Source organism: Undibacterium sp. GW821-FHT11B02, from assembly GCF_058808955.1.
In genome coordinates, this window is record NZ_JBXASD010000018.1 from 48772 (window position 1) to 64800 (window position 16029).

Annotated in this window: 12 protein-coding genes; 6 read left to right on the forward strand and 6 right to left on the reverse strand. The window is 50.3% G+C overall.

Annotation, left to right across the window (positions count from 1 at the left end):
* Positions 1-28: 28 nt before the first annotated feature.
* The gene (locus AC1RVX_RS27375; protein ID WP_493219753.1) at positions 29-1042 is read left to right on the forward strand and encodes an NADP-dependent oxidoreductase; all 1014 of its coding nucleotides are present in this window, start codon (positions 29-31) and stop codon (positions 1040-1042) included.
* 62 nt (positions 1043-1104) lie between these two features.
* On the opposite strand, the gene AC1RVX_RS27380 is transcribed toward AC1RVX_RS27375, so the two are convergent.
* The gene (locus AC1RVX_RS27380) at positions 1105-2889 is read right to left on the reverse strand and encodes a glycoside hydrolase family 44 protein (RefSeq protein ID WP_493219754.1); all 1785 of its coding nucleotides are present in this window, start codon (positions 2887-2889) and stop codon (positions 1105-1107) included.
* Between the two features lie 213 nt (positions 2890-3102).
* Here AC1RVX_RS27380 and AC1RVX_RS27385 point away from each other — a divergent pair, with 213 nt between their 5' ends.
* Entirely contained in the window at positions 3103-6453 is a 3351-nt protein-coding gene (locus AC1RVX_RS27385) for a S41 family peptidase (protein WP_493219755.1), read from the forward strand.
* Positions 6454-6641: 188 nt separating this feature from the next.
* Positions 6642-8492, forward strand: coding sequence for a hypothetical protein (locus AC1RVX_RS27390; RefSeq protein ID WP_493219756.1), 1851 nt, complete (start codon positions 6642-6644; stop codon positions 8490-8492).
* 19 nt (positions 8493-8511) lie between these two features.
* Here AC1RVX_RS27390 and AC1RVX_RS27395 read toward each other — a convergent pair whose 3' ends face one another.
* The 5 genes from AC1RVX_RS27395 to AC1RVX_RS27415 all read right to left on the reverse strand — a co-directional run bounded on the left by AC1RVX_RS27395 (position 8512) and on the right by AC1RVX_RS27415 (position 13227).
* A complete protein-coding gene (locus AC1RVX_RS27395) occupies positions 8512-9330 on the reverse strand; it encodes a DUF2189 domain-containing protein (RefSeq protein ID WP_493219757.1) in 819 nt (272 codons plus the stop codon).
* Between the two features lie 136 nt (positions 9331-9466).
* On the reverse strand, positions 9467-10387 hold the full coding sequence (locus tag AC1RVX_RS27400; protein ID WP_493219758.1) for an alpha/beta hydrolase family protein: 921 nt from the start codon (positions 10385-10387) through the stop codon (positions 9467-9469).
* Between the two features lie 122 nt (positions 10388-10509).
* Positions 10510-11094, reverse strand: a complete 585-nt coding sequence (locus AC1RVX_RS27405) for a TMEM175 family protein (protein ID WP_493219759.1) — start codon at positions 11092-11094, stop codon at positions 10510-10512.
* 284 nt (positions 11095-11378) lie between these two features.
* Positions 11379-11759, reverse strand: a complete 381-nt coding sequence (locus tag AC1RVX_RS27410; RefSeq protein ID WP_493219760.1) for a tautomerase family protein — start codon at positions 11757-11759, stop codon at positions 11379-11381.
* Between the two features lie 346 nt (positions 11760-12105).
* Positions 12106-13227, reverse strand: coding sequence for a DUF2855 family protein (locus tag AC1RVX_RS27415; protein ID WP_493219761.1), 1122 nt, complete (start codon positions 13225-13227; stop codon positions 12106-12108).
* 266 nt (positions 13228-13493) lie between these two features.
* Between AC1RVX_RS27415 and AC1RVX_RS27420 the strand changes: the two genes are divergently transcribed.
* The 3 genes from AC1RVX_RS27420 to AC1RVX_RS27430 are packed head-to-tail and all read left to right on the forward strand — an operon-like array spanning position 13494 to position 16029.
* A complete protein-coding gene (locus AC1RVX_RS27420) occupies positions 13494-14141 on the forward strand; it encodes a hypothetical protein (RefSeq protein ID WP_493219762.1) in 648 nt (215 codons plus the stop codon).
* Positions 14138-14815, forward strand: coding sequence for an ABC transporter ATP-binding protein (locus AC1RVX_RS27425; protein WP_493219763.1), 678 nt, complete (start codon positions 14138-14140; stop codon positions 14813-14815). The genes AC1RVX_RS27420 and AC1RVX_RS27425 overlap by 4 nt, the downstream gene beginning before the upstream one ends.
* On the forward strand, positions 14812-16029 hold the full coding sequence (locus AC1RVX_RS27430) for an ABC transporter permease (RefSeq protein ID WP_493219764.1): 1218 nt from the start codon (positions 14812-14814) through the stop codon (positions 16027-16029). The genes AC1RVX_RS27425 and AC1RVX_RS27430 overlap by 4 nt, the downstream gene beginning before the upstream one ends.

Genomic DNA, 16029 nt, shown 5'->3' on the forward strand with positions numbered 1-16029 from the left:
TTATTACATCACCCAAGGGAAAAACCAAATGAATACCATCAATCACCAGTTTCAGCTTGCCAGCCGCCCTCAGGGCAATGTCAAAGCCAGCGATTTTAACTATGTCACCGAGCAATTGCGCGATTTGCGGGATGGCGAAGTATTGATCAAGAATCTGTACATTTCACTTGACCCAGCCATGCGTGGCTGGATGAATGAAAGCAAAAACTCTTATATGCCACCGGTCGCCATAGGCGAAGTCATGCGCGCCCTGGCAGTCGGCCAGGTCGTCACCAGCAAGAATCCAAAATTTGTCGTCGGCGACCACGTCAGTGGCATACTGGGTATGCAGGAATATGCGTATTCCGACGGCAACGGCATCACCAAGGTGGATGCAAAACTGGCCCCCTTACCCTTGTATCTGAGCACACTAGGCATGCCTGGCATGACGGCTTACTTCGGTCTGCTTGAAGTCGGGCAACCTAAGGAAGGCAATACGGTGGTGGTGTCCGGCGCTGCCGGTGCCGTTGGTACCGTTGTCGGGCAAATTGCCAAAATCAAAGGTGCGCGCGTAGTAGGTATTGCCGGTGGTGCTGATAAATGCCGTTACCTGACCGAAGAGCTGGGTTTTGATGCCGCTATTGATTACAAGGCTGAAGATGTCAGCGCTGCTTTGCGCCAACATTGCCCGAATGGTATAGATGTGTATTTCGACAATGTCGGCGGTGATATTCTTGACGCCGCACTGGCACAACTGGCTTTTGGTGCCCGCGTTGTCATCTGCGGTGCGATTTCGCAATACAACAATACGACTCCAATCAAAGGCCCGTCGAACTACCTGAACCTGATGGTAAAGCGTGCCACGATGAAAGGTGTCATGGTGTCCGACTTTTATCCACGTGCCATGGAAGCTGCCATGGTCATGGGGGGCTGGATCAGCTCTGGAAAACTGAAAAGCCGTGAAGATATTGTCGAAGGTCTGGAAACATTTCCTGCGACATTCCAGAAATTATTCACAGGTGAAAATAATGGCAAGCTGATTCTGAAAGTCGCCAAGGCTTAAAGCGCTGACAAAAAAGCCGCTAGCATGCTAGCGGCTTTTGCGTCATTGACGTTTTCCAGAAATCAGGGCTTCAGTACAAAGTGCAACACCGAATGTGCTGGCAGGCTATAACTGAATTTGTTTTGCGAAATATTGCTCAATCCGCTTCTGGCAGTGACCGCGGTATTGGTGCCACTGACACCCCAGACCTGGGCAGATTTCAGGCTTACTGGATGGCTGATCTGGAAACTGCTGTTGAGTGAGCTGGTCAGACGATTGATGGCAATCACATGGACAACATTGGGATCATTGCTATCGATTGCTGCATATACCGCAGCGTTTGCATTATTGCTGGCTACTGCCTTGATCGAAGTGGCAGGAAAGACCGATTTATTGCCGTCATAATTTCTATAAATTTTGAAGCCGGAGGCGATAAAGCCTTCCGCGTCACCAAAATAGGTAGCCAGGTAAACACCCTGCTTGCCAAAACTGCCCAGAGCATCTGCCTGTGCAATGGCACCGGTGATATCTGACTTGCCACCAAAGTCATATTCGGTCACCGCCAATTTGGTGCCTGGATAAAAATCAGTAATGGCCTGCTGCAGCTTGGGCAGCATTTGCAAGCCACGACCATCGGTAAAACCATTGCCTGACTGTGTGATCCAGGTAGGTTCTACATAGGTCGCATCCCACAAACTGCGCGCAGCCTGCACCCGGTCAGTGGTGCTACTTGAAGCCTGCGGATAATAGTGAAATGAAAACACATCCAGCAAGCGCTTGCCCGCTGACTGGGAAGCCTGCTGCATCTTCGCCAGATAGGCACTTGCCATGGTCATGCCGTTATAGCGATAACGGTCACCACTGCCATTGCTGATATAGGGCTCAACATTGTATTGTACCCAGTCGGCCGGTTGATGCGATTGTGACCCGTCCCAAATTGCCCACAAGCTGAACAAACCCAGGTAACCACTAATGGCTGGGCCATAAGTTTCGGCCCCGCCGTCCATACGCTTAATGGTATTCGCCAGCGCGATATTTTTTTGTATGACATCGCTGACAGTTGTCACTTGCGGATAAAGATTGACGTGGGTACCACTGTCACCACTGCTGGTTGCCCAGTGGTGCCACAGATCAGGCTCATTATCAAGTTCATAGCCTTTGACGCCGCTGGCAGTCGCTGCTGCACCATACTTCTGCACCAGAAAATTGAGTTCTTCATCAATATAAACAACACCACCAGTCAATCCAGGAGTCTGGCTCAAGGCACCGACAGAGGCGGGCTTATCGTTGACGATATCCACCCAGCGTGCAGTATCTACATTGGAAGGCCCAGCAGTGCTTTGCCACAACTGCGAGCCATTGCAACTACCCGGCGGATTTAAATTAATAATATCTTTTGGTAACTTGCCAGCAGCAGGCAATTGGAGCAGGGAATAAGTACCCAACACCAGTGACTGGTCATGAAAACTCTTGAGAGCAGCACCAGGCGCATAATAAGCCAGGCCGGTAGTCTGGCTGGGATCGCCAGCACCAGTCATCGCACTCACGCCAGCATTCGACGAATTGCACCAGTCAGCACCTGAATTACTGACGCCATTTGTCCAGTTATAGCTGGTCATATTGTTTCCGCCCAAACGGCGTGACCGCAGGTTCAAACTTTGCAAACTGGCTTGTCCACCCTGATTTGCCCAACCAGCACGGCTGGTGCCGTCGGCATAGGCGTTATATCCATAAATCAACGGACTGATGGTTTTGTGCTCTGACTGACTATCAATAGAGAACGTGACATTCTGTGCCGAAGATGTTGAAAATTCTGCCGAAATAAAGAGAATTGCAAGAACTTTGCAAACGCTGACTTGTCTCATCATGACTCCTGGCCTGCTTGCCACAACATTTCTATGTGGAAACATTAAAACCAAAGTATGCCAGAAGTTTGCAGCCACCAATCAGCAGATATCTCATATTTTTTAACAATTGATGCAATTTTTGCCGTTTTATCAACGAGATTTGCTGCATATTTGGTACAAAAACTCAAAACATTCCCCCCATTCTCTTATATCCATACAGATACCAGACAACAAATGAGACTTTCGACACTTGCGCTTACCCTCAGCCTGGCAGGTTTGTTCACTTCGACCTCCTTTCCGGCGCTGGCCACACCGGCCTATTATCGTTTCCCCAGCATACGCGCAGACGCAGTGGTGTTTACTGCAGAAGGCGATTTATGGAAAGTGGCAAGTAGCGGTGGGCAGGCACAAAGGCTGACCACGCACCCGGCAGCAGAGGTTTTGCCAGCCATCTCGCATGATGGTAAATGGCTGGCATTTTCTGCTGCTTACGAAGGTCCAACTGAGGCCTATGTCATGCCCATGAGTGGTGGCGTGCCCAAGCGCATCAGTTTCGAAAATGACCAGGTGAACGTATTAGGCTGGACAACAAACGGCGAAGTGCTGGTCAGCACGTTGAACAGCACCGGCCCATCCTCCCATCGCGTAATCGCCGCCATCAACCCGCAGACCATGTTGCGCCGTGTCTTCCCGGTGGCAGATGCGAATGAAGCAGTGCTCGATGACAGCGGCAAGTACCTGTACTTCACCCGCTTTGGCCTGCAAATGACGAATGACAACGTCAAGCAGTATCGTGGCGGTGCCACGGCACAAGTCTGGCGTTATGACATCCAGGCCAAGACCGAAGCTACCCAGCTGTTTGCCGGCGACACCAGCAATAACCGCCGCCCCATGTGGTGGAAAGACCGTCTGTATTTTGTCAGTGACCGTAGTGGTGCTTTCAACATCTGGAGCGCCAATCCGGATGGCAGTGATGCCCGCATGCTGACCCAGCATAAGGATTGGGAAGTGCGCAATGCCAACCTGGGAGATGGCAAGATTGCCTATCAACTGGGGGCAGATTTGCACGTGCTGGATATCGCCAGTACCAAAGACCAGGCCATCGATATTGACCTGGTTTCTGATTTTGACCAGTTGCGCAAACGCCAGATCAAAACACCGCTGGAATACCTGAGCAATGTAGACATCGCTGGCAAGGAAGAACGCCTGCTGTTCACCGCCCGTGGTCGCGTGACAATTGCCAGCACCGGCCCACAACGCCGCATCGACCTGCCTATACCTGAAAATGCACGCGCCCGTGAAGCGGTGTTTTCGCATGATGACAAATCCGTCTATGCAATAGTCGATACCACGGGTGAAAATGAGATATGGAAATTCCCGGCCAATGGCGTAGGCAAACCGGAAATGCTCACCACCAATGGTGATGCCCATCGCTACCATATCTTTCCATCCCCGGATGGAAAATGGCTGGCACATACCGACAAGCGTGGCAGACTATGGTTACTCGATCTGGCGACCAAGGCCAATCAGCTGATTGATGACGCTGGCAAAATTGGGGCCGAAAAACAGGAAGAAATCGTCTGGTCACCAGACAGCAAGGCCATTGCCATCGTCAGGGCAGACAACAAATTGCAAAGGCCGCAAATAGGTTTGTATGCACTTGATAGCAAACAATTGCACTTCGTCACCAGCGACAGATATAACTCGCATGCACCGGTATTTTCAGGTGATGGACACTGGTTATATTTTTACTCTGAACGTAACTTCCAGGTCAGCAATCGTGCGCCATGGGGCGACCGCAATATGGGTCCACATTTTGAAAAACGCACTGGCATTTACGCGCTGGCCTTGCAGGCTGGCAATCGCTTCCCTTTCAAGGCAGATGACGAACTGAGTAAACCTGCGGACAAGCCAGCAGACAAGGCTGATGACAAATCAGCCGAAAAATCTGGCGACAGGACCGCAGACAAAGCCGCAGACAAAGCCACAGACAAAACCGGGGAAAACAAAAAGCCCGCAAAACCTGCCATACCAGCTATCCAATACGCCGGTCTTGCAGACCGCCTTTACCAGGTGCCACTGGCCTATGGCAATTATCGTGAATTGGCTATTGATGACAAGCGCCTGTATTTTTCAGAATTGGATGGTACCGATGGCAAGGCCATACTGAAGACCCTGGCTATCAGTAAAACTGCGCCACAGCCAGAAGTTTTCGCAAGCAACATACGTCAGTTTGATTTGTCTGCCGACAAAAAGCATGTGTTTTATCGCGTACACAGCACTACTGGCCCGGGTGATTTCATCATTGTTGAAGCCGGTGCCAAACAACCGACGGACATCAGCAAGGCCAAAGTAAATATCAGTGACTGGACCTTTTCCCTCAGCCCTAAACTTGAATGGCAACAAATGTATGCCGATGCCTGGCGCATGCACCGTGATTTTTTGTTTGACGATAAAATGCGTGGCGTAGACTGGAACAAAGTGCGTAGCAAATATGCACCGCTGGTAGATCGCGTGACCGACAGGGCTGAATTGAATGATGTACTGGGCATGATGGCCAGTGAAGTCAGTACCCTGCATTCACAAACCCGCCCTGGCGACGTCCGCCGTGCAGCACCGGAAGGTCAGGCTGCTTCGCTGGGTGCCGTGCTGAGTCGCACTAGCACTGGTTATCGCATCGATCACATTTATCATACCGAACCAGAATTGCCATCCGAACGTGCTCCGCTGTCGCAGCCGGATGTGGATGTCAAAGAAGGCGACATCATCACCGCCATCAATGGACAGCCCGCACTGGAAGCACGCGATATCTCCGACCTGTTGATCAATCAAGCCGACAAACAGGTATTAATGCATGTCAAACGCGGGGACCATGCGGCCCATGCCGTCATCGTCACACCCGTAAATATGATGAAGCATGCCAATCTGCGTTACAGCGATTGGGAGCAAAGTCGCAGTGAAGAAGTCAATAAGTTATCACAAGGCCGAATAGGTTATTTGCATCTGCGTGCCATGGGTGCACAAGATATCAACAGCTTTGCCCGTGATTTTTACAGCAACATTGAGCGTGATGGTCTGATCATCGACGTACGACGCAATCGTGGTGGCAATATCGATAGCTGGATCATAGAAAAACTCTTGCGTAAAGCCTGGGCTTTCTGGGCCGCACCAACAGCCGCTCCTTATGCCAACATGCAGCAAACCTTCCGGGGTCATCTGGTGGTATTGGTCGATGAGTTGACTTACTCTGACGGTGAAACCTTTGCCGCTGGCGTCAAGGCCTTGCAGCTTGGCCCATTGGTTGGCAAACGTACAGCCGGTGCCGGTGTCTGGTTGTCTGACGGAAATACCCTGTCCGACAATGGCATGATCAGGGCGGCTGAAAACGCGCAATTTGGTACTGATGGCCGCTGGCTGGTCGAAGGTGTTGGCGTGATACCGGATGTAGAAGTCGAGAACCTGCCACATGCCACCTTCAACGGCAAAGATCAGCAGTTAGAAGTAGCAATACAGTTGCTGGAAAAGAAACTCAAGGAACAACCTGTCAAGGCATTGATACCTCAAGCAATTCCGCCGCTAAAATAAATGTGAATACCCGTAACATGAAAAATCCCCGTAGCAATTGTTACGGGGATTTTTTATCCTCAAAATCAACCAAAGTACCAGCATATACTTTGCTGTAACTCAAAGTGAGTCAGCGCACAGACGCAACACAAATGACCTAATATAGTAGGAGACAAATCAGAAAATGTCGCGTAGAAAGCAGGCACAACATGAACATCCCGTCAGTCGCTTCTGTTACGACACCCTCACTGCAAACTGTATCAGCCACTAGCCTGAACGCAGTCAATGTGATCTCGTCAGGAACAAGCACCAATCCAAGCTTACTGGATGCAATCCAAAGCAATAGTATTGTTGTAGACGTTTCTACTTTGGGTGAATTGCTTGCCAGCACAACGCGATTGCAAAGCAAAAAAACGACCACAGCTGTAACAAGCAATACAGCAGTTCAGGCAGATACCACTCAGACTAATGTTGACCTTGCGCAACTTACGCTGATTGCAGAATTATTTGTAGACAGTTTTAACCGCCTCCAGGCAAGCAATTCGAGTCTGACAGAAAATCCTTTATTACCGACCAACAACGATAGCTTGCTACAAGCCATGAATGCCACTAGCGCGAATGCGGCTGGCACAACTCTATTTGAGCAACTGGCACAAATAGGCATCAATTTGCAAAACACCGCTCTCCCGGGTAATGACACGTTATTGACCCTGGACTTAGCGACATTTCAAAGCGCCCTAACCCAAAATCCATCCGCGACAATATCTTTATTGACACAATCCCTACAGCTTTTGGGAAATGCAGAGACCAACCTGATTATCCAGAATCAGGAATTCTCCTCTGGTAATATTTCTACTGCTGCGAGCACACAAAAAACAGCCGTTACCAGTACAACAAGCACGGCTGGTAATACCAGCCCTTTACCATTGACGACTACAAGTGAAGTTGTTCCTGCCGGCACGGATCTCCTTGTAAGCCAGGCGCTGACGACTGAAGCGCTGCTGTCAGCGATAACCAGCACTAATAATTCCCAAGTTGAAATTTCAAATACCAGCCTTGCATCCAGTTCTACATCGCCCGCTACTGTCATCGATCAGCTTACGGCTGCCAACGGTATTTCAGCGGCAACCGAAACAACTTTTGCAGCACCGTCAGTAACAAATAATGCTGTAACGGTCGATCAATCTAATGCACTCAACACGGTTGGAAACAATATAGTCACACCAGCCACCGCATCTTCAAATAAAGTAGAAACTCGGGAGCTCCCTGGCACCACATTGAGTACGAATACGCAAGCCCAGTCAGTTTTATTAAATACTCAAGCTCTTGCTACAGTCGCACTGAATAACGCAAGCAAGCTGCAAGCAAACCTGGCATCTCAGAAGGAGACTCCTGTGGAACTCCCATCGGTATCATCATTGTTGGTAAATAGCCCATCAGCAAATGGTGAGGTGACTGTTCCGGTGAAACTGAACAATATTGTCACATCAGAGCAAATTGCCCCCGAAGATCAAGTAGCCACCAGTCAAGCCATCAGCTTTCCTGAAGTGCTGCAAGCTAAAGTTGACCTGACCAATCCGGTATCGGGCGTGGACAATACACCGGTCAATAGTTCGCTTTCACCGGTAAGCGTGCCTGCCGCACCAAGCACTTCTACACCAAGCACTTCTACACCAAGCGCTTCTACATCAACCGCCACGACCAGTATTCAGCCAAGTGCAGTGCCTGTTGACAATACGGCGACAAACACTGCTACAGCTACCGGCATCAATGGAGTACCAATGGCCATCAATCCCCTGATTGCGGCAGCAGTGGCTGCGTTTCGAATGGGGGATGGAATTGAACATACCGCGATCAAAAAGAGAATGATTCCAGACAGCGATACAGTGACAGCGCCAGAAGTGGTAACGGCAGTGCAGCCAGTCAAGCTGGACTTACACGAGCACCCAGGCAATCAGCCACATGATACAGCAGCAAACCGCGCCTATCATCAGGCAGAAGACCTGGGCCAGCCAGAAAAAGCAGGAGACATCGCAAGCACAATCAATCTGGACGTGTAATCAAGTTACACTGAACATCTCACGCGCGGTCAGCGGCAGTCCCAACAACTTCCTTATACGCATGCCAGGTGGCATGGCCAATGATGGGCATGATGATCAGGAAACCAATGTTCCAGGTCATGAAACCCAGTACTACACTGCCAATAATGAGTGATGCCCATACCATCGTCACCGGTACATTGACGAACAGAGCAACACAGCTGATGATCATGGACGTGATGGCATCGGTGTCCCTGTCCAGCATCAACGGTATGGAAACCCAGCTGATCGCAAACACCAGACTGGCGAAAATAAAACCTATGCACAGATAGACGCCCAAAAATTCCAGATTATTCAAGGAAAAAAGCTGTGCCAGGAAACCATGCATGGTTGGCATACCCTTGTTGTAGAACAAGGCAAAGATCACCAGTGAAGCACGCGCCCAGACCATCATGATCACGGCCAATACCAACGCCAGCACGCCAATATTGCTCCAGCGCCCACGCATGGAAAACACACTCCCCAACAAACCTGAACGAAGGTTTTCCAGACGGCGGCTGATATCGTATAAACCCAGCGCCAGCAAGGGGCCAACCAGCAAAAAACCACAAGTCAGCGCCGACAAATATTCCGGCGCATTGTTGAGCACCAGTTTCAATACCATGCCCATGGCCGCAAAACAGACACCGTAGAAAAAACTGGCCCCACCGGACGCACGAAAATCTTGCCAACCCATCTTTAACCAGACGAAGGGACGAAATATTCCAACCCGTCGCAAGGGTGGGAAAACCGACTCTTGGTCAATCACTGTCTTGATATCGGGTGGGGCGCTGTCCTCATCCCTTGCTTGATTTGTCATTGTCTGTCCCCATTCTTTTAATGTCTTGATAAGCATGGCTGTCCGATTTATAGAAACGGATCACGTCCATTGCAAACATCCTAAGTCAGTATGGGTCGAATGGCAATGCTTGACGACGCCGATGATTAAAGGGGACTCATTTCAATTTATCACGTAAAAAAGTAGTCAGCGCCGTTGATAATTCGGGTGCCAAAGGCAAAGCTGGGTCGCCATAAGAGGCTCTTTGCTGGCTCAAATCTCCAGTCACGATTTTCAGTACATGATTCATATTGTGTACCAGCACCGACGTGGCATCCGGCTTGGCGGCTTTTAGTATGCTCAGTTGACTGGCGTCGATCTGTGTATCGTTATCACCTTGTAGCAGTAACACTGGACAAGTCAGCTTGCCGATTTCATTTTCCGGCGTGTAGCGAAACCATGAAATCAAATAGGGCTGGATACTGTCACGGTACATCGATTTCAATTCTGGCGGCATCTCGCTCACCAGTTTTCCGGCTTGCAAGTTTGTAAGAATTTCTTCATTTTTTTGTGTCAGCAAAGGTGGTAATTTACGCTGCATTTGCTGACGCAATAGATCACCCGCGTTTTTGGCGGGACCGGCAACCGAAATCAATGCCTTTACCTGTTCCTGCTGTGCCGCCAGAATCGCAATCAATGATCCCTCGCTATGGCCAAGTATGGCAACACCTGAAAAACGGGGATCGGCTTTCAGCAACTTCAACCAGTCAACTGCATCCTGAACATAGGTTTCAAAACGCAAGACAGATTCACTGGTCGCCGCAGCACTACTGGCCGCTATGCCACGCTTGTCAAAACGCAAGGACGCAAAACCGGCCCCAGCCATATCCTGCGCCAGCATTTTCAGGGAATTGCTTTTCCCTTTCATGCCTACGGTATTGCCATCCCTGTCCGTCGGCCCGGACCCGGCAATGATCAGTACCACTGGCACTTTACCCTGGCCAGCGGGCAAAAGCAGACTACCGGCTATCTTGCCAGTGTCGGTGGCAAGAACCATATCCTGTTCAGTCAATGCCGTCGCGGGCTGTTCGGCGGCCATGCAGATAGCACAGAAACTTAAACTGGCAATACTTAAAACCGCAGATAAAATCAGGCGCATGGTTTTAGTCAGTGGCTATATCAATGGTTACGTAAGCAGTATTTCAACGGATTACAGCATCTTCAGACGTGTTGATTTTTCAGTGCTCTTTCAATGCGGCGATCCGGTATCAGCCAGATCATGGCCATAGTGACATACAAGGCCATGGAAACCAGCGGGTACCAAAAAGCCATGGGAATTCCTGTTGCATAAGTAATCGGCGACAACTTACCCTTCCAGTCGCTGCCAACGGCTTTTTTTAAAATCGAATCCGCCCCCTGGGTCACAATGATCTGCTGCTGCAAAATGAAGTAGGCGATAGCTGCCATCAACAGCACCAGGCCATATAGCGCCGCAGGTGCAGAGGCGAAATGGTTTTCACCAGCCCAACCGGACGCAAACGGTATCAATGATAGCCAGAATAGCAAATGCAGGTTCGCCCACAGGATGCCGCCGGTGACCCGGTGGCAGGTATGCAGCAAGTGGTGGTGATTGTTCCAGTAGATGCCGACGTAGATAAAGCTCAATACATAACTGAAGAATACAGGCCAGACCTGCAGCAAGGCATCCAGCGTGCCGCTATGCGGCACCTTCATTTCCAGCACCATGATAGTGATCAGAATAGCGATAACGCCGTCGCTGAATGCTTCCAGTCTGGTTTTTCCCATTATTTACTACCTCATCCTTTACGACCTGTTAACTTAGTCTTGTTTGTGTAATTGGATATATGTATCCACCGCCAGCAACAGACTGCTCCGATGCTGCCGAGCAACTTGCTGCCATGGTATACCGGTCAGCACCGATTTTAAATTCCAAAACAAATTCAGCCTGACTTATGCCCATTTTGTAGCACACTGCCGCACCAATTTCTTGTAACTGAATATGCGTCCTTATCCCTGCCATTGCCGGCATGGCCAGAATTCATTTGGTCTCTCGACACAACACCAGAAGCTCAGGTATGTAGCAACCGCCCACCTGCAAAGGACCAATTTTCCCAGGCAGTTTCCCTGAAGCAAACCATGATGTTTTCCGGATTCATACTCTTGTCGCTCAGTCGCTTCATCAGGCTTTCCAATAATTTTTTCTTGACATTGACACTGCGACCTACCGCCCAAAGAATCTCTATCAAGACAAAGTCCTGGTTACGGTTTTTATGCAAATCAGGGTAATGCGGATCGAAACGGAAATTTTCTGTATCCAGTTCCAGAATGCGCTGAAACTTGTCAGTCTCAGGCACACCCGCTTCAACCAGTGATGCCTGCACGGCATTCAGTACGGTTTCTTTGAAAAGCAGGGATTTGGGTTTGCAGACGGTGATTGTGACTAAAGGCATGATGTCTCCTTTCCACGCTAATGATGGCAAACAAGACGACGCCGAATGTCGTGTCATGTTGCCCGGCTGACCTTACGTTGAGGCAGCTCATTCCTTTTGTTGGAATGAGCATTACCATTTTATCAAATTATTGGAAATTATTTCAGCTTTAGCAATGAGACTGCTTTCTCAAAGCCAGCCAGGGTCCGGATCAACGAGCAGAACATGCTCATTTCCGTTAACTGGCAATACGGTGAAAAACCGTATTGCAATCCAGTCTGTACCGCAGGCAGAATCGTTGCCCCCCATCCAACATGAGAACATGTCATGCGCGACAAGTGGCCCCAATATTTCGCCTATTTTTTGTTCAGTCGAGTACCCGACAAAGTGACAGCACGTTTCCTTGGTCCGGGCGTGCGGCACCGCTCAGCATGGTTTCATAGACCTGACGCACATCAGCTTCACCAAAACCATGGGTGACTTGCATCCATGGCTTTTCGGCAGCCATGACCGGCTGCATGAAGGCTTGCCAGGCACGTGCCAGGCGTGTCTGTACACCACCCGGGCCCCAGTCTGTCATGCGTTTTTTTATTTGTGCCGGGGCAAAAAACAGGGTCGGCCTGGCCCCGGGCAAATCAGATGCGCCGCTCAGTTCGTCCCAGTGAGTGCCGCCAACGGCACAACTGTGTTTCATATTGTTGCCGAAATGATGATGTAACTGGCTGCGCAATTGTCCACTGCCAGCCATATCCACATAAACCACGGCCTGGTCTGCAGCCAGTGCAGCAACCTGGTCGTAACTGATCACCTGATCATAGATACCCATATTACGCACAAATTCCAGGTTCGCTGTCGAGGTCAGGCCGATGACCTTGCAAGTCTTTTCTTTGCGCAGCGAAAGCATGAATGCCAGGCCATAGGCCGTTTTGCTCGATGCGCTGGATATCAGCACAGATTGCGCACCAAAGAACTGATTGTCGTCGAGAAAATCATCGATCATGAAAGACGTGATAAACAGTGGTCGCAACAAGACCTGTACATCTTCTGATTCCTTGGTATAGCCAGGATCTGTCGTGGTCCTGACATAGTGGTTATACAAGCCATGCATGGCCTGACGGTGTTCTGCACCATCAGTAAAACCGGCATCAGATACTCTGGTGGCATTGACCGTCAAATGTGTCGCCATCGGATAATAGCCATAAAAGCGCTCACCCACCTGCACACCGTCTGCTTTTGATGCCAGCACGTCGGCAAAACCCCAGACCGGGATATTGCCCCAGCCCTCTTCCGTAGGAAAGAAATTCCAGTATTGCATGGCCTTGCCAAAAGCAGCGTAGGTGACATTGTTGGAGGTAAAGGCAAAGCGGTCTATCTGCAACAGTACCTGCCCGTCTTTCAGATCCGCCGGTTCTGGCACATGTAGCGGAACAAATCTGGACTCTGGCAAATTGCTTTTATTTACGATGAATTCTTTGGGCTGGATGTTCATGGTCTCGTTATCTGTTTTTTTAAAAAAATAAGTATTGCACGATTTTGACATTTTTTCTAAGTCTTCAGTTTCGTTTTTGAATTTCCAAAAACACAACTTCTCCCACCATTAGCACTTGTCACACTTCGCGCCGTTTTCAACACCGCTTACACCAAACTTCTGCACCCGGTCGCATAGCCGTTGAGGGTCAGCAGTTGCCTGTTTAATCTCCATTTGTCGCACAAACGACACCGCATCCATCTCTTCAATTTGCACAGGAGTCTCATATGTCGCTCATTCAAACTACTACCGGTAAAAAATTCCTGCTGGTCAGCAGCCTGTCCTTTGCCCTGTCCTCCCAGGCACTGGCATTTTCGGATACCCAGTTTCAGGCGGCTTTCCAGCAATTCATACAGCCCGCCAAAGGAAATGAAGAAAATACCGCGAATGCCTTCAAAGAACTGCTGAAGCAAGATCCAGCCAGCCCGTTGCTGATGGCATATGCAGGTGCCAGTACCAGCAAACTGGCAACCACCACGATGTTCCCCTGGAAAAAAATGGCCTATGCAGAAGAGGGTCTGGGCATGCTGGAGAAAGCCTTGCAACTTGCCGCAAATAATGAGAATGCGCAGGGACACGGCAGTACGCCGGTCGTGCTGGAAGTCAAATTCGTGTCCGCGACCACTTTCCTGGCAGTACCAGCTTTCATGAATCGCGGCCCACGCGGCATCAAATTACTGAATGAAGTGCTGGAACACAAACAGTTTGAGAAGGCAGAGCCGGGTTTCCGTGGTTCAGTATTGATACGTGCAGCAAACCTGGCTAACGAACAAAAGCGGACTGATGATGCCAAACGCTACCTGAACGAAGCCATCAAACAGAATGTACCGCAGGCAGAAGCCGCCAAAGCCATGCTGAAAGGCATCCCATCATGAGTCTGGCACCTGCGATTGAACTGCATGCAGTTCATAAAACCTATCGTCTTGGCGCGCATGTGGTCAAAGCTTTGCAAGGAGTAGATCTGTCACTGGCCCGTGGTGAACTGCTGGCACTAACGGGGCCTTCAGGCAGCGGCAAAAGCACGATATTGAATCTGTGCGGATTGATCGACGATGCTGATTCTGGCGACATCCTGCTGAACGGTGTCAACATCGGGCAATACAGCGACACACAAAAAACCCAACAAAGACGCGACACCATAGGCTTTATCTTCCAGAGCTTTAACCTGGTGCCGGTCATGACGGTAGCTGAAAACGTCGATTACCCGTTATTTCTGACAGGTGTACCACTGGCAGAACGACGTGAACGTGTTACCGCGCAATTGAAGGCCGTTGGTCTGCATGAACATGCACAGCATTTACCGGATGCTCTGTCGGGCGGTCAGCGGCAACGGGTGGCGATTGCCCGTGCGTTAATCAAACGCCCCAGCCTGGTCATCGCTGATGAACCAACTGCCAGTCTGGACTCACACACTGCCGACCAGGTGCTGGACCTGATGCGTGAACGCGGCCATGCCGAAGGTGTCGCCTTTGTCATAGCCAGCCATGATAACCGCCTGACTAGCCGCAGTGACCGCATTGTGTCTCTGCTGGATGGGAGACTGCAATGAAACAAAGCTGGATGAAATTTGCGTTTTATAACACCCTGCGCAACCGCCGCCGCTCCACCATTACAGTTGCCGTGGCAGCTCTGGGTACGGCAGCCATTTTGCTGGCCGGTGGTTTTGCCTATTCCACCTATGAAGGACTGGCGCAGATATCGGCACGCAGTACCGGCCACCTGATCATAGGCAAACCCCAGCACTTCACCAGCGACCAGGATGTGCCTTTGCAATATGGTCTGGACAATGCCAACGAATTGAAAAACAAAATACTCGCAGACCCTGCCGTGCGCTACGTCTTGCCCCGGATTGAATACAGCGGCCTGATCAGCAATGGTGACAAATCCACCATCATGCTGGCAGTAGGCATAGACCCCGACGCCGAATTTTCTGTCAAGGGCCCTACCCTGACAGTTAAGGAAGGCGAGCTAATCCAGACCGATTCGACAGAAGCAGAAATCGTTCTGGGTGACGCGCTGGCTCGCAGTCTGAAAGCGAAACCGGGCAGCAGCCTGACCTTGATGGCCAGCACCACCGACGGCGCCTTGAACGCGGTGGATGTCACGGTCAAAGGTCTGGTCTCAACCGGCGTGCCTGACCTGGACAAGCGTCTGGTGTATTCGAATATCAAGACAGCGCAAAAGCTGTTGAATACCCAGCGGGTTTCCAGTCTTGGAGTCTTCCTCAATTCCATGGACGCGACCATGCCGGCCCAGACCAGACTGGCACAAGCCCTGCCTGAACTGACGGTACAAAACTGGCTGGAACAAGCTTTCTTTTACAAGTCGGTGCGTGATTTGTATAACCGCATCTTTGGTGCATTGGGTGCCATCATCAGTTTCATCGTGGTATTTGTGGTAGCGAATGCCATGGCCATGGCAATTATTGAACGTACCCGTGAAATCGGTACTTTACGCGCCATGGGTACTTTGCCCGGACAACTGACACGCAGTTTTTCTTATGAAGGCATGTTGCTGGGTGGCGCAGGTGCTGTACTTGGCGCAGTAATAGCAATCAGTGTGGCTTTACTGCTGACGGTGTTTCCGATGCAGATGCCACCGCCACCAGGACGTTCCAGCGGCTATCCATTATTGATCAGCATAGATGCGGCAATGTATGCGATCACTATCTTCATGATGATTGCCTTGTCGATGCTGTCTTCCGCACTGATCGCCCGCAAGACACTGCGTCAACCCATCGTCGACGCGCTGGCACACAACTAA

What these genes read in the sequence shown, in the direction of transcription:
- AC1RVX_RS27375 (WP_493219753.1), top strand. Translation starts at nt 29, where the DNA reads ATGAATACCATCAATCACCAGTTTCAGCTTGCCAGCCGCCCTCAGGGC.
- AC1RVX_RS27380 (WP_493219754.1), bottom strand. Translation starts at nt 2,889, where the DNA reads ATGATGAGACAAGTCAGCGTTTGCAAAGTTCTTGCAATTCTCTTTATT.
- AC1RVX_RS27385 (WP_493219755.1), top strand. Translation starts at nt 3,103, where the DNA reads ATGAGACTTTCGACACTTGCGCTTACCCTCAGCCTGGCAGGTTTGTTC.
- AC1RVX_RS27390 (WP_493219756.1), top strand. Translation starts at nt 6,642, where the DNA reads ATGAACATCCCGTCAGTCGCTTCTGTTACGACACCCTCACTGCAAACT.
- AC1RVX_RS27395 (WP_493219757.1), bottom strand. Translation starts at nt 9,330, where the DNA reads ATGACAAATCAAGCAAGGGATGAGGACAGCGCCCCACCCGATATCAAG.
- AC1RVX_RS27400 (WP_493219758.1), bottom strand. Translation starts at nt 10,387, where the DNA reads ATGGCCGCCGAACAGCCCGCGACGGCATTGACTGAACAGGATATGGTT.
- AC1RVX_RS27405 (WP_493219759.1), bottom strand. Translation starts at nt 11,094, where the DNA reads ATGGGAAAAACCAGACTGGAAGCATTCAGCGACGGCGTTATCGCTATT.
- AC1RVX_RS27410 (WP_493219760.1), bottom strand. Translation starts at nt 11,759, where the DNA reads ATGCCTTTAGTCACAATCACCGTCTGCAAACCCAAATCCCTGCTTTTC.
- AC1RVX_RS27415 (WP_493219761.1), bottom strand. Translation starts at nt 13,227, where the DNA reads ATGAACATCCAGCCCAAAGAATTCATCGTAAATAAAAGCAATTTGCCA.
- AC1RVX_RS27420 (WP_493219762.1), top strand. Translation starts at nt 13,494, where the DNA reads ATGTCGCTCATTCAAACTACTACCGGTAAAAAATTCCTGCTGGTCAGC.
- AC1RVX_RS27425 (WP_493219763.1), top strand. Translation starts at nt 14,138, where the DNA reads ATGAGTCTGGCACCTGCGATTGAACTGCATGCAGTTCATAAAACCTAT.
- AC1RVX_RS27430 (WP_493219764.1), top strand. Translation starts at nt 14,812, where the DNA reads ATGAAACAAAGCTGGATGAAATTTGCGTTTTATAACACCCTGCGCAAC.